Genomic DNA, 14098 nt, shown 5'->3' with positions numbered 1-14098 from the left:
CGGGAGCGCAGGCAGCGCCGCCAACGGCGGAGTCGTCAGCGCCGCCAACGGCGGAGTCGTCAGCGCCGCCAACGGTGGAGTCGTCAGCGCCGCCGCCGAGCGCTCCAGCGCCGCCAACGGCGGAGTTGCCCCCATCGCCGCCGGCGCCAGCGCCTTCGCCAGCGGCGGAGCCGTCAGCGCCGCCACCATGGCACCGGGGAGTCTCCGAGGATCGGAAGCAGAAGGCCCAGGCGCTGTTCGAGGAGGCGCGGGAGCTGCACCGGCGCATGATGCTCGCGGAAGCGCGGGCGAAGTACGAACAGGCGCTGGCTTCCTGGGAGCACCCCGAACTCCGTCTCTACCTGGGGCGGGCGCTCGCGAGCATCGGTCTGCCGCTGCTGGCCTATGAGAACCTGCGCATGTCGCTGCAATGGGGTCCGGGGGCGCTCGATCCCGAGGCGGAGCAGGAGGCGCGCGCGGCGATGCGCGCGCTCGTGGAGCACGAGCTCGCGGTCATCGAGGTTCGCTGCGACGAGCCGGGCGCCGCCCTGCTGGTCGACGGCAAGCCCTGGTTCGTCGGCCCCGGCACCCGGCGCCGGATCGTGACGCCGGGAGAGCACGTCGTCACGGCGAGAAAGACGGGTTACTTCACGGTCGTCAAGCCCGTCGTCGTGCTCGCCGGCAAAGAGGTTTCGGGCCAGCTCGCGTTGAGCCCCGATACCGTCGTCACCAGCCAGAGGTGGCCCGCATGGATCCCCTGGGCCACGCTCGGGGCCGGCGCCGCCCTGGGCTCGGCCGGTGCCCTGCTGAAATGGCACGCTGGAGCAGCTCACGACGAGGCGGATAAGCGCTTCCAGACCAGCTGCACGCCGTCGTGCATGCCATCCGCCGGCGACGAGTACGAGGGCAGCGTCCTCGAGGACCGGCTCGCGATCGGCGCCCTCATCGCCGGCGGAGCGAGCGCGATCACAGGCACGGTCCTGCTCCTCATGAACAGGCCACAATCGTACCGCACCGACGATCGCGGCGGCGTGAAGCTCGAGATCCTCCCCGCCGCGTCGCTCGACGCTGCGATGCTGTGGGCCCGCTTCGTGCTCTGAGACGCGCCGCCGGACGGTGCCTCGCCCCGGCCTTCCCTCCGGGACCGGAGACCCGGCGCGGGGCCTTCCCAAGAGGAGGCGCCCCGCCGTACGCTCGCGCCGCAGGCGCCCGGCGCGCCGCGGCGACCTGGGCGAACGGTGGGTTGGTACGACGAGCTGAGGGACGAGCAGAGGATGCGCGCATTCATCCGGAGATGGGGCGTCGAGCGGAACGAGGACGCCGCGGGTCGCCGGCACGGCGGCAGAGCGCTTTGCTACGCGGCTGCGCTGGCGTCCGCGATCGCGCCGATGACCACCCTCGGCGCGTGCTTCGACACCGGAGCCGCGTGCGGCGCGAGCTTCTGCCCGGCCGGCTATGTGTGCGACCCCGACCGCGAAGGCAACCCGACGTGCTTTGCGCGAGCCACGGGCAAGCGCTGCGACGTCCCGCTTACGCCAGACGGCAATACCTGCTTACAGGAAGACCTGAAGAGCGTGTGGGGGAGCGGGCCAAACAACATATTCGCCGTTGGCAAGGGGGGCACGATCCTCCACTACGACGGCAGCAACTGGAAATTCATACCGCTCGGATCGATCCCACGGAATTCGCTGAACGCCGTGTGGGGGAGCGGGCCCAAAGACGTGTTCGTGGTGGGCGAAGAAGGCACCATCCTTCACTTCGACGGCGAACGCTGGGAAATCATAAAACACGAGTCGATCCCACAAATAACATTGAATTCAGTGTGGGGAAACGGGCCGCGAGACGTGCTCGCCGTCGGCGACGAAGGCACCATCCTGCGCTTCAAAGACGGGCAGTGGAAGGCCACGACACACGAGTCGGCTCCGCGAGCATCATTGAACGCCGTGTGGGGAAGCGGGCCGCAAGACATATTCGCCGTCGGCGAAAACGGCACCATCCTGCACTTCGAGGGCGAGCGCTGGGAAGCCGTGAACCACGAGTCAATCCCGCCAAAATCATTGAATTCCGTATGGGGGAGCGGGCCGCAGGACGTATTTGTCGTCGGCGAGGGCGGCACCATCCTGCACTTCGACGGCACAGGCTGGACGGCCATCACATCGGCGCCGACAGCACAGAAAACGTTGAATTTCGTATGGGGGACCAGGTGGGACCTTAGCCAATATGTCGTCTACGTCGTCGGAGACGATGGCATGCTCTTGCGGCACGACAGCCTCGGCTGGAGTCGCCGCCTCCCAGCGGACGCTTCGCTCAATGCCATCTGGGGCGACGCCCTGAAATTCCATATCGTCGGCGACAACGGCGTGGCCATCTCCGAGAGCGTCTCCGTGTCACCGTGGTAGCGACAGGCTACTTCAACGTCGCGTCGATCTTCCCCACGGCGCGCTCGATGAGCAGCTCCAGCTCGCTCTTGCTCCGCAGCTCCGCCTCGACGGCCCTGGTCTTCTGCTCCTCCTCGGTGGCCTTGACCTCGGCCTTTCGCGCCTCGGCCTCGGCCTTCTGCGTCTCCCCCCGCGCCATCCGCGCCTGGTTGGCCGCGACGCGGGCCCTCTCGGCCTCTGCCTCCGCCCGGTCCCGGGCCTCCTCGGCGTCGCGCTGCAGCCGCTCGGCCCGCCGCCGCTGCGCCTCGCTGTCCTGCCGCGCCGCCTCGCTCTCCTGTCGCGCCCTCTCCGCCGCGCTCCGGGCCGCCTCCTCGCGCGCGAGCGCCTCCTTCAAGGTGAGCTCCGCGGTCCGGATCTCCTCGAACTGTTTCATGATCACCTGGTACTGGCGGGTCACCTTCACGTATCCGCCCCCCGCGGCGAAGGCCAGCAGCGACAGCGCCGCGATGATCCCGGACGCGAGGCGGCGCCTCCCGCGTTGCTGCTGATCGGCGAAGCGGAGCACCTCCTCCAGATAGAGCCTCTCCCGCTCCGGCAGCTCCCCGCGGTAGCGCCCGCGAAAGCCGCGCGCCTCCTCGGCGACCTTGCCGCGCCAGAGCGTGTCCGCGGCGCGGCCGCTCGCGTCCCAGAGCCTCGCCGCCGCGCGCAGCCGGTCCAGGAACGCGGCGTCTTCCTGGTTCTCGTCGAGCCAGCGCCGGAGCGTCGGCCACCGCTCGATCAGCGACTCGTGCACGATCTCCACCGTGCTGCCCGCGCGGTCGCTCCCCGTCTCGATCGCCAGGAGCCGCGCCTCGGCGAGCAGCTCCACCACCCGCTCGATCTCGCCTCGATCCCCGGGCAGCTCGCAGAGCTCGCCCAGGCTCGCCACCGCCCGCGTCCGCTCCGGCGTCACCAGCCGCTCCAGCACCGCCCGCGCGAGCTTCGCCCGGCGCTCGCTCATCCCGGCCAGCACCGTATCGGCGTGGCTCGCCAGCGCGCCCGCCACGCCCCCGAGCGCCTCGTAGCTCGCCCGCGTGAGCAGCTTGCGCCCCCGATCGCGCATCTCCCACAGCCGGGCCGCGGTGAACTGCAGCAGCGGCAGCGCGCCGCGCGTCGTCGCCAGCGCGTCGAGGATGCCCTCGATCATCGCGGGATCGTCGATCTCGTGCCGCGCCGCCTCGATCGGCCTCATCAAGGCTTCGCGCAGCCCCTCGCGCCCCATCGGCCGGAGGAACACGAGGCCGCGGATCATCGCCGCCATGAAATGCTCGTGCTCGGCCATCCGCTCGAGGAAATCGGCTCGCACCGCCAGGACCACCCGGAGCCGTGACGAGGCGTCGTCGGCGACCCCCGCGAGGCACGCGAGGAACGCCGCGCGCTCGACGGCCGGGGCGCCGAGCGTGAAGAGCTCCTCGAACTGATCGATGAACAGCACGAGGCGCCTCTGCGCGCGGTCCGACCACGCGCGCAGCCACGCGCCCAGGAGGCCGGGCTCGGCGCGCAGCCACGGGGCCAAGGCCGAGCCCGCCGCCGCGGCGCCCTCCGGAACGGGCGTCGGCGGAGCTGCGCCCAGCGTCGCGGCGGCATGGCTGGACAGATCCGCGAGCGCTGCCATCGGCTCACGCCCGGGCCGCACGACGAGCGCTTCCCAGCCCTCGCCGGAGCGCTTGAGCGCAGGGATCACCCCCGCCCTCACGAGCGATGACTTCCCCACGCCCGACGCCCCGGCGATCGCGAGCAGCGGCTGGTTCCGGAGCCGCGCCGCCACGCCCGCGAGGTCCTGCGCGCGGCCGAAGAAGCGGTCGGCGTCGGCCTCCTGGAACGAGGAGAGCCCCGCGAACGGGCTCTCGTCGGCGCCGAGGAGGATCTCACGGCGCCCGGGCAGCAGCGGCAAGAGCTCGGTCAAGAGCTCCTGCGCGGAGGCGAACCGCTCGGATTTCCGCTTGCACAGGCAGCGATCGATGATCGCGCCGAGCGCGCCGAGCTCCGGGTGGCGCGCGCTGACCTGGGGCATGGGCTCATCGAGGAGCGTCACGCCCAAGAGCCTCCCCGGGTTGACGGGCGCGAGCGGGTGCGAGCCGATCACGAGCTCGTGGAGCATGATGCCGACCGCCCAGATATCGCTGGCTTGATCGATGTCCGTCCCCCTCCACTGCTCGGGGGACATATAAGGCATCGTTCCGATGACCGCTCCTTCGCCGGTGAGCCGCGTATTCTTGTGCTCGGCGGCCTCGCGCTCGACCGCGAGGCTCGCCTCGTCGTCGCGCAGCTCCGCGATGCCGAAATCGACCACCTTGATCGCCCCCGACGCCTCCAGCATGATGTTCTCGGGTTTGAGGTCACGGTGGATGATGCCGGACACGTGCGCTCGCGAGAGCGCGCGCAGGACGGGGACCATCATGTCGACCGCCAGGCCGGGCGGCACCGGCGCCGTCGACACCCCTTCGCCGGCGTCCGCGGGCCTGCGCTGCCTCATCCAGGCGCGGAGGCTCTGCCCCTCGATGTACTCGAGCACCATGTACGGGTATCCATCGTGCTCGTTCACCTCATGGATCGTCACGATGTGCTCGTGCTTGCAGCGCGCGGTCGCCTGCGCCTCGATCAGGAAGCGCTGTAGACCGCTCCTGCTGAGCCTCGTGAGGAGCTTGATCGCGACGAGGCGAGCGAGCCGGAGGTCGCGCGCGAGGAAGACCACGCCCATGCCGCCCCGGCCGAGCTCGCGCAAGAGCTCGTAGTGGCCGATGCGGGTGCCGGCCATGGGCGGATCGGCTCGCGGAATCGACGAGGACGGCGGAGCGCTCGCGTCGCTCACCGCGTCGCGCCTCGCCCCATGAACGCCGGCCGGCACGACACTGACCGTCGCCCCGGCGGCGGCGAGCGCGGCCCGCGGGAGCCCCCTGCCCACGAGCGCCGCGCCGGAGTCGGCCACGTCCACGAGGCTCTCGGTGCTGATGCCAGAGCGCCCTTCACGCTCGAGCGGCGCCGCGCCGGAGGATCGACGGACCGACTCCAGGGTGATCAGCTCGGTGGGCACCGCCACTCCTGCCTGTAAAAAGACATGTCCATCAAAATCGTCGCCTCCGCGGCGGCTGGCGCGATGACGAGAGCATAGGCGCCCAGCGCAGCCGTGTACACACAGACCCGCCGCCAGAGCGCTTCACACAGGACATGCGCGGGCATATCCTGGAGCGCGGAGCTTGCTCATCGGCCCGGCGAGCGGGGCGAACGCACGATGTGGCATGACGGGCGAGCCGGAGGAGAGCGATTGGCTTTCATGGCGACGACCCGTAGACGACCTGTCCACGTCTCCCTTCCGTCGGCGAAGCTCCTCCTGCCCATCACCCTCCTGGCCCTCTGCGCTACGCCTGCGCTCGCCCAGGCGCCGCCGCCGTCATCGTCCTCATCGCCGCATCCTCCAGCGACAGCGGAGTCGCCGCCGCCCCCGGCATCGTCGGTGCCCCCATGGCATCAGGGCATCTCCGAGGATCGAAAGCAGATGGCCCGCGCGCTCTTCGAGGAGGCCCGGAATTTTCACCGGCGCATGATGTTCGCCGAGGCGCGGGCCAAGTACGAAGAGGCGCTGGCTTTGTGGGAGCACCCCGAGCTCCGGCTCTATCTCGGGCGGGTGTTGAGGAGCATCGGCCTGCCGGTGCTGGCCTATGATAACCTGCGCCTCTCCCTGCGATGGGGGCCTGGCTCGCTCGACGCCGAGAAGGAGCAGGAGGCGCGCACGGCGCTGCGGGCGCTCCTGGAGGAGGAGCTCGCCGCCATCGAGATCCGCTGCGACGAGCCGGGGGCCACCGTGCTGATGGATGGCAAGCCCTGGTTCGTCGGACCCGGCGCCCGGCGCCAGATGGTCACGCCCGGAGAGCATGTCCTCACAGCGAGAAAGGACGGCTACTTCACCGTCGCCAAGCCCATCTTCATGGTCGCCGGCAAAGAGGCCTCCGGCCAGCTCGCCCTGAGCGCCGATACCGTCGTCGCCAGGCAGCGCTGGCCCGCCTGGCTCCCCTGGGCCACGCTCGGGGCCGGGGCGGCCGTCGCCGTCATGGGTGGCCGGTTGATGTGGCAGGCCGACGACCTTCATGGCTACGCCCAGGAGCGGAGCGTGCGCGAGTGCGGTCGGTCGTGCCCTCCGTCCCCCGGCTTCCAGTACGACGCCAGCGTCAACGAGAGCTGGCTGGCTGCCGGCTCCCTCCTCGCCGGCGGAGCAACGGTGATCACGGCGACGGCCATGCTCTTCATGAACAGGCCACAGATGTACCGCACCGAGGACCGAGGTGGCGTGAAGGTCGAGATCCGGCCCGCCGCGGCGCCCGACGCTGCGATGGTGTCGACCTGGCTCGCGTTCTGAGCCGTCCGACTCCGGCAGGATCGAGCGGCGCGTTCACTCGCAGATGTCGATTGCCGTCTTGCACTTGCCAAACTGGCAATAGCCGCGCCTCCCGAGCGCCGGGTCCGGACATTCGACATCTGGACAATCGGCGTTCGTCGTGCACGCCTGGCCCGTCGCGGGAGTCGTCGCCAACGCCATGGCCCTCTCATAGAAGAAGACGCACAGGGCCCCTGCGTCGGGCTCGTGACGCTGATCCTCCACCTCCTGCAAGGCCTTCTTGTAGCTCTCGTTCTCCTCGAAGCACGGGTGTTCCTGCGGGAGATCGGCGGCCTCCATACCGACGTCGCTCTCGCAACCCTCCTGCTGCGCCGCACAGGCCATGAGGCTCTGGATCTGGTTGAAGACCGGCGTGCAGACGTTCATCTCCTTCACTGCCTGGTCGTGGAGTAGGCTCATCCTGGCCGCGCACTGCTCGGCCGCCACGCCCTCGCTCAGCTTCCCGCACTCGGCCAGCTTGTCGCAGCGGATCTCCTCGGGATCTGGCGGCGCTCCGGGCTCGCTCGAACAACCCGGCAGGGCCACAGCGACGGCGCAGACGAAGGGACCGCAGAGGAGGATGTTCTGGATCGTTCTCATGATTTTTTACCTTTCGCTGTCATCTCCGGCGAGCCGGGTTGGCAGAGCGTCATCGCATCCGGCGTGCCGCCCCTGCGCGCGATGGGGATCCGCAGCAGATCGGCTGCGCGATCGAAGAAGATCGGCCGCACAATCGAGCGGTCGGCCCGCGGCCGCTGTCCCGTCCTGGGCCAGCGCGCGGGTGGCAAACTTTGCCGTCGTGGCAAAGCTTGCCAGCCCTCGGAGGAAGAGGCGGCAAGGATTGCCATCGCGCGCCGCCCCCCGCGCCCCGGACGCGCCGAGGCGACCACGACTTCCCTCCCGGACCGACGCCCCTTCCTCGGGCCGGCTCGCGACCCATCAGATCTCCGTGGTCTACTGTTTGCGTGCGCCGCTCGGGGTGCCCCCGGCGAGCTGAGGACGTCGTTCCAATCGCGAACGGGGCAACCGATTCGTTGGATCTCGAGGTGTCCTCGATGGCATCGAACCAGCCCTCAGCCGAGGTGCACGGTCGCTGAGCGAGGGCGAAGGCGAGGGTAGAATGCGACTACGGGGCAAGGAGCCGAGCCCAGCGGTCTCGGGTCGTCGGCGAGGCGGAGACGCGCTCCGTCATGCAGCGACGTCGGCGTTCGTGATGTCGTTGATCTACACCCCGGGTGGCATGCCGACCGGGGGCGCACAGGGCTCGGCTCGTGTTCTGAGCCCGAGCCTCACGCGCTCCGCTTCCCCTCCCGCGCCGAGATACCGAATTGCTTGAGCTTGAAGGTGAAGGTGCGAACAGGCATCCCGAGGAGCGCCGCCGCCCGCTTCTGGACCCCGTCCGCGGCGTCGAGCGCCTGACGCATGCGCGTGCGCTCGATTTCCCGGAGCTCCTCGGCGATGGGCTTGAAGCGGGCGGGCGCCGCGGCGGGCGGGGCCGAGGTGTTGTCCACCGTGGTCCGCGGCGGGACATCGAGCCCGGCGATGCGCTCGGGCAGCCCCCAGGGCTCGAGCGCCGGGCCGTCCGCCGTGGCGGCCGCGTACTCCATCGCGTTCTTGAGCTCGCGCACGTTGCCAGGGAACGGGTGAGCGAAGAGCGCGGCGAGCGCGGCTTCCGAGAGCTCGAGCGCAGGCCGCCCGGTCCGAGCGCACGCCTCGGCGAGGAACAGACGGGCCAGGATCGGCAGCTCACGCCGCCTGTGCCGGAGCGGGGGCAGCTCGACGACGGCGGCGCTCAGGCGGAAGAGCAGGTCTTGACGGAAGCGGCCCGCGTGGACCTCGGCCTCGAGATCGCGGTTCGTGGCAGCGACGATGCGGATGTCCACCTCGCGATCGCGGACGTCGCCGAGGCGGGTGATCCGCTTCGCCTCGAGCGCGCGGAGCAGCTTGGCCTGCGCGCCGAGGGGCAGCTCGCCGATCTCGTCGAGGAAGACGGTGCCGCCGTGCGCTCGCTCCAGCAGGCCGGGCTTGGGCGCCCGCGCCTCCGAGAACGCGCCCTTCTCGTAGCCGAAGAGCTCGCTCTCCACCAGCGCGTCCGGGAGCGCGGCGCAGTTGAGCGTGATCAGCGTCTTCTGCGCCCGCGCAGACCAGTGGTGCACGGCCGCGGCGGCGTTCTCCTTGCCCGCCCCCGTCTCGCCGAGGACGAGGACCGGCAGATCGCTCGCCGCGAGGCGCCGGATCAGCTCGAACAGCCGGATCATGGCCGAGTCGGCCACCACGATGGTGCGATCGCCGATGACGTGCCGGACGGCGGTCTGCGAGGCGAAGGCGATCGCCCCCGGAGCCGCGATCGACGCGGCGGTCCGCGCGCCGGCGAGGAGCGTCTCGGTGTCGCCGCCGTCGAACGGGTAGGAGGCCAGTCCGCCCCGCGCCTCGGGGGCCAGCGGCGCGATCGCCTCGAGCACCTGGAGCACCGCGGCGCGCGCCGCCTCTCCGCCGAGCTCGGGAAACCCGATCGCCAGGTGAGAGGCGCCGTCCCAGGCGACGATGTCCACGAGCCGGAGCGCCGAGAGCGCCCGATGCGCGAGCATCGTGCGCATCTGCACGGACCCGAGGGACACCACCGCCAGGCCGAACGGCCGCGCCGAGTCGGCGGCGCGCTCGATCTCCTCCTCCACGCGCCGGCGCAGCCGGCCCATCTCGATGAGGGCGCTGCCCCGGGGCGGCGCCTCGCGCCGGAGGATCAGCGTTGTATCGCCCATGGTGATGACATCGCCGGAGCCGAGCGCGCACGAGCCCTCGATGCGCTCGCCGTTGACGAGCGTCCCATTGTGGCTGCCGAGATCGGTGATCCGGATCTCGCCTCTGGAGAAGACGAGCTCGGCGTGCCGCCGGGAGACCGCCGCGGTGTCGAGCCTCACGTCGGCCTCGTCGCTGCGCCCCACGACGAGCACGCCGTCGTCGGGCAGGGCGCGCCTGTACGATGAGGAAGCGCCGATGACGAGGAGGTAGGAGTAGATTCCCGGGCTGTCCGGGGACTGCCGCAGATCGAAGGTCTGCGTCGTCAACGGCGAGCTCTCGGGGCCGCTCATCAGCCCGAGGCTATAGTCGAAGCCCGCGCCCATGCAAGCTGCGAGCCTCTCGGGTCAGCGACGGACCACAGCGCTTTCCGCGGCTCAAGCGTGGATGGCGTGGCCGGGGCGCTTCGAAGGAACCCCTCTCCCGCCCCGGAACCTTCGCCGCCGGCGCCTGTCAAGAGCGCTATCGAAGGAGGCACTCGTCATGGCTGAAGCTTTCCACATGGGCGGCTGGGGCATGTTTCCGACACTCGTCTTCGGGCTGCTGCTCCTGGCCGCATCCGTCCGTTATGCCATCTCGCCCGAGCGGCGCTTCGTACCCCTCCAGGTGAGCCTCGGTATCCTGACGCTGGTGGCCGGCGGGCTCGGGTTCGTCAGCGGCACGATCAAATCGCTCACGTACATCGGCGCGGTGGACCCCGACACGCGCTGGATATGGCTCGTCGGCATCGGCGAGTCGCTCAACAACATCGGGCTCGCGCTCGCGCTCCTCGTCCTCTCGTCCATCGCCGCCACCGTGGGGGCTTACCGCTTCTCGCAGATGGAGCCTGCCCGCTGACGGGGAGGCGTCCTGCTGCGATCTCCGGCCCATCCCGCCGCCGACGCCGCGCTCGTCCGCCGTCGGCCAGCAGCCTCAGGGGGCCGGGCGCCCGACCGCCGCGAGCGCGACGCGCCGCTCGATCCCCAGGAACAGCAGCGGCAGCGCCACCGTGAACACGATCGACAGCCCCGCGACGACCGGCATGCCGTCGAGGCGGTGGTCCGGCAGCTCGTGGAGCAGCCTGGCCGACGAGAACGCGGCGAGCGCGGACGCCATGTGCTGCACGGCCGACTGCATCGAGGTGAAGCGCGCTCGCTCGGCGGGGCGCGGCACCTTCGACGTCAGCGTGTTGTGCGAGACGTTGCGGAACGTCATGCCCAGCATGAAGACGATGAAGATGGCGAGCACCGGCAGCCCCGGCGTATACGAGACGAACCCCGCGTACAGGACGCTCACGAGCACCACCGCCCCCACCGAGCCCGTCTGGAACGCGCCGAAGCGGTCCACCAACGGGCCCACGGCCCGCATCGCGAAGAAGCTCACAAGGCCCCCCACGAAGTAGAGCAGCCCGAGCCGCTCGCGCGGATACCCGAGGTTGTACTGCACGTACGCAGAGATGTTGGGGATCACCAGGAACGACGCCACCGTCAGGATCGCCGTCGTCGCGTACGAGAGCAGCACGATCGGCCGGCCGAGGAGCGCGCCGAGATCGCCGAGCGAGCTGCCGGACGGCCGCGCGTCGGTCAGGTGATCCCGCATCGACGGCAGGAGGAAGATCGCGAGCCCGGCGACGAGCAGCCCGAGCGCCGCGACCGCGAAGAACGGCAGCGGAAAGCCCCCGCGACGCGCGAGCTCCAGCCCGGCGGGGACGCCGAGCACCGAGGCGACCGAGAACGAGGCCATCACGACGCCCATCGCCTTGCCGCGCCGCTCGGGCGGGATAACGTCGGCGACGATCGAGAACGAGACGGATGTCGCGGGCCCGCCGAACGCCCCCGCGAGCACGCGCGCCGCCATGAGGCTCGGGAGCCCCGTCGCGAAGCCCCCGGCCGCCGTGCCGGCGACGAGGCCGAGCATCGCCACGGCGAGCGCGCTGCGGCGGTCGAAGCGGTCGAGGAAGAACGCACCGGCGAGGCCCGAGATCGCGGCCGCCGCCGTGTAGCTGCCGCCGATGAAGCCGATGCTGGACATCGGGATGCCGAGGGCGACCGCGAAGTCGGGCCCGAGCGGCATCACCATCACGAAGTCGAGGATGTTGATGAACTGGACCGCTGCGACAAGGAAGATGATGCTCGATTCGGAGCGCTGTCTGGACACGAGGGTTGACTCTAGTCGACTCCGAGCGCGCCCGCCCCGCCTCGACGCGAAAAAGCGCCGCGACTCGCCGCGCCCATGCCCTCACGCGCACCCTCACCGCTTCCCTGCTCACCTCGGCTCGCGCATTGCGCGGGTTGCTCCCGGCGCAACGCCGCGTTGCGCGCTCGCACCGTTGTCCCTCCATGAGGTCCACCTTACGATGAGACGATGAGCCCCATGGATCGCCGCACCGCCCTCGGCGCCCTCGCCGCAACGCCCGTCGTCGCCGCGTGCGACCCCTCCCCGCCCTCGCCCGAGCGCACCGACGAAGCCGCGCTCGCCGCGGCGGACGTCGTCCGCGACGTGGCGCCGCTCGGGTTCCCCTGGGAGACGCTCGACCCCTTCCTGTTCTGCGTCCACCACGACGACGCGTATCCGGCCGGCAACGAGCGGATGGGCCCGGCCGCCTCGCTCGCGGGCCGCGCCATCGGGCGCGACTTCGCGGGCAAGGACGGCTGGCGCATGTACCACGGCGACGTGGTCCCCGGCTTCCCGCAGCACCCGCACCGCGGCTTCGAGACCGTGACGGTCGTGCGGCGCGGGCTCGTCGATCACGCGGACTCGCTCGGCGCGGCCGCGCGCTATGGGCGCGGCGACGTCCAGTGGCTCACGGCGGGGGGCGGCATCGTCCACGCGGAGATGTTCCCGCTCGTCGAGAAGGACGGGCCCAACCCGCTCGAGCTCTTCCAGATCTGGCTCAACCTGCCGCGCGCCGACAAGCTCGCCGAGCCGCACTTCGTGATGCTGTGGGGCGACACGATCCCCAGGCAGATCGCGCGCGACGCCGCGGGCAAGGCGACCGAGATCACGATCGTCGCCGGCCGCCTCGGCGAGCTCCGCCCGCCGGCCCCGCCGCCGAGGTCGTGGGCGGCGCGCGCGGCGTCCGACGTGGCGATCTGGACGCTCAAGATGGCCCCGGGCGCGCGGTTCACGCTGCCGGCCGCCTCCCCCGGCACGAACCGCGCGCTCTACTTCTTCCGCGGCGCCGAGCTGCGCGTCGGCGCCCGCCGCGTCCCCGCGGCCCACAGGATCACGCTCCGCGACGGCGCCGCCGCGCTGCTCGAGAACGGCCCCGACGAGGCCGAGCTCCTGCTCCTCCAGGGCCAGCCCATCGGCGAGCCCGTCGCGCAACACGGCCCCTTCGTGATGACCTCGATGGCGGAGGTCCAGCAGGCCTTCCTCGACTACCGGCGGACGGGCTTCGGCGGATGGCCGTGGCCGAGCGACGGCCCGGTCCACGGACGCGCGGAAGGCCGCTTCGCGCGCTACCCCGACGGCCGCATCGACAAGGCGGGCTGAGCCCCTCGTTACCGCGTGCCGGGGCGCCGATCCCTCACCTCGCGTCGAGCTCGGGCTCTTCGCTCCAGCAGTCGTTCGCGCTCGCCCGGTGTCGCGCGCGGTACTCCGAGGGGCTGACCCCCTCGGAGCGCCGGAACTGCTCGGCGAAGCGCGACGCCGAGTCGTAGCCGCAGGCCGTCGCGACCTCCAGCACGCCGTGGCGGCCCGAGCGCAGGAGCGCCTTGGCGAGATCGAGGCGCTCCTTCCACAGCAGGGCCCTGAACGAGACCCCCTTCGCGCCGAGCCGGCGGCGCAGCGTCGCGTCGCTCACCCCGAGCGCGCGCGCGACCTCCGGGGCCGCCCACGGGCGCGCCGGATCGCGGCGCACCAGCGCCCGCACCGCGAGCGTCGGATCGAGCGCCAGCGTCGACGAGGCGGCGCGCGCCTCGTCGAGCTGCTCCCGGTGCTGCAGGAGCAGGGTCAGGATGAGATCCTCCAGCCGGTGCTCGATGAGCAGCGCATGCGCGCCGGGCAGGAGGAGCGTGTTCACGAGGTGGATCAGCGCCTGGATCGACGGCATCGCGGAGCGCAGCAGGTGCGGCCGATCCGCCTCGAAGCCGCCGAGCCCCCGCTGGACGCAGAGCGTGGGATAGCGGCGCTGGAGCCGCTCGTCGACCTCGCTCAAGAGCTCGATCGTGAACGAGCGGTACGCGCCGCGCTCCGGATCGGGCTCGTTCACCAGCTCGAGGGGGATGCCCTGCGGCACGAGCAGTATCTGCCCCTCCCGGGCGACGAGGCGCGTGTTGCCGTCCGGGCCGTCGAGGAAGATCCGCTTCGCGCCGTCGAGGATGAGCACGACGAGCGGCCGGGAGAGCCGCTGTATCGTTATCCGCTCGCGCGTGCGGGTGAAGACGCCGAGCCATCGGGCCAGGCCGGCGCCGCTCGCCGAGGACGTGCGCTCCAGGCGGGAGATGGCCTCTCTGAGCGCGCCCCAGGCCTGGGCTTGATCGGTGGGCTCGAGCAGTCGGGTGAGATGGGTCTTCATCGTCGCTCCTGATTGAAAAGGGCGCGTCTCTCGCCG

Annotated in this window: 11 protein-coding genes; 5 read left to right on the top strand and 6 right to left on the bottom strand. The window is 71.1% G+C overall.

Annotated elements, in window-relative coordinates; all coding sequences use genetic code 11:
- The first annotated feature begins 266 nt into the window (after nt 1-266).
- Together POL72_RS27960 and POL72_RS27955 are read left to right on the top strand one after the other, a co-directional pair.
- On the top strand, nt 267-1079 hold the full coding sequence (locus POL72_RS27960; RefSeq protein WP_272098827.1) for a hypothetical protein: 813 nt from the start codon (nt 267-269) through the stop codon (nt 1077-1079).
- Between the two features lie 174 nt (nt 1080-1253).
- On the top strand, nt 1254-2378 hold the full coding sequence (locus tag POL72_RS27955; protein WP_272098825.1) for a WD40/YVTN/BNR-like repeat-containing protein: 1125 nt from the start codon (nt 1254-1256) through the stop codon (nt 2376-2378).
- 7 nt (nt 2379-2385) lie between these two features.
- Here POL72_RS27955 and POL72_RS27950 read toward each other — a convergent pair whose 3' ends face one another.
- Nucleotides 2386-5349 carry a serine/threonine-protein kinase gene (locus tag POL72_RS27950; protein ID WP_373372259.1) on the bottom strand — a complete coding sequence of 988 codons (2964 nt, stop codon included), beginning with the start codon at nt 5347-5349 and terminating at the stop codon, nt 2386-2388.
- Between the two features lie 543 nt (nt 5350-5892).
- Between POL72_RS27950 and POL72_RS27945 the strand changes: the two genes are divergently transcribed.
- Nucleotides 5893-6750: a hypothetical protein gene (locus POL72_RS27945; RefSeq protein ID WP_272098823.1), complete on the top strand. Its 858-nt coding sequence runs from the start codon at nt 5893-5895 to the stop codon at nt 6748-6750.
- Between the two features lie 33 nt (nt 6751-6783).
- Here POL72_RS27945 and POL72_RS27940 read toward each other — a convergent pair whose 3' ends face one another.
- The 3 genes from POL72_RS27940 to POL72_RS27930 form a co-directional block, all read right to left on the bottom strand.
- Nucleotides 6784-7368 carry a hypothetical protein gene (locus POL72_RS27940; protein ID WP_272098821.1) on the bottom strand — a complete coding sequence of 195 codons (585 nt, stop codon included), beginning with the start codon at nt 7366-7368 and terminating at the stop codon, nt 6784-6786.
- Nucleotides 7365-7616, bottom strand: coding sequence for a hypothetical protein (locus POL72_RS27935; protein WP_272098819.1), 252 nt, complete (start codon nt 7614-7616; stop codon nt 7365-7367). The genes POL72_RS27940 and POL72_RS27935 overlap by 4 nt, the downstream gene beginning before the upstream one ends.
- 441 nt (nt 7617-8057) lie before the next feature.
- A complete protein-coding gene (locus POL72_RS27930) occupies nt 8058-9890 on the bottom strand; it encodes a sigma 54-interacting transcriptional regulator (protein ID WP_272098817.1) in 1833 nt (610 codons plus the stop codon).
- A gap of 157 nt (nt 9891-10047) precedes the next feature.
- Here POL72_RS27930 and POL72_RS27925 point away from each other — a divergent pair, with 157 nt between their 5' ends.
- Nucleotides 10048-10401, top strand: coding sequence for a hypothetical protein (locus POL72_RS27925; RefSeq protein WP_272098815.1), 354 nt, complete (start codon nt 10048-10050; stop codon nt 10399-10401).
- Between the two features lie 75 nt (nt 10402-10476).
- Here POL72_RS27925 and POL72_RS27920 read toward each other — a convergent pair whose 3' ends face one another.
- Nucleotides 10477-11700, bottom strand: a complete 1224-nt coding sequence (locus POL72_RS27920; protein WP_272098813.1) for an MFS transporter — start codon at nt 11698-11700, stop codon at nt 10477-10479.
- Between the two features lie 207 nt (nt 11701-11907).
- Between POL72_RS27920 and POL72_RS27915 the strand changes: the two genes are divergently transcribed.
- On the top strand, nt 11908-13038 hold the full coding sequence (locus tag POL72_RS27915; RefSeq protein WP_272098811.1) for a pirin family protein: 1131 nt from the start codon (nt 11908-11910) through the stop codon (nt 13036-13038).
- Between the two features lie 34 nt (nt 13039-13072).
- Here POL72_RS27915 and POL72_RS27910 read toward each other — a convergent pair whose 3' ends face one another.
- Entirely contained in the window at nt 13073-14062 is a 990-nt protein-coding gene (locus tag POL72_RS27910; RefSeq protein WP_272098809.1) for a helix-turn-helix transcriptional regulator, read from the bottom strand.
- Nucleotides 14063-14098: the final 36 nt, after the last annotated feature.

This window comes from Sorangium aterium (genome assembly GCF_028368935.1).
Classification (GTDB): Bacteria; Myxococcota_A; Polyangia; order Polyangiales; family Polyangiaceae; genus Sorangium; species Sorangium atrum.
This window is presented reverse-complemented; position numbering and strand designations above follow the sequence as displayed.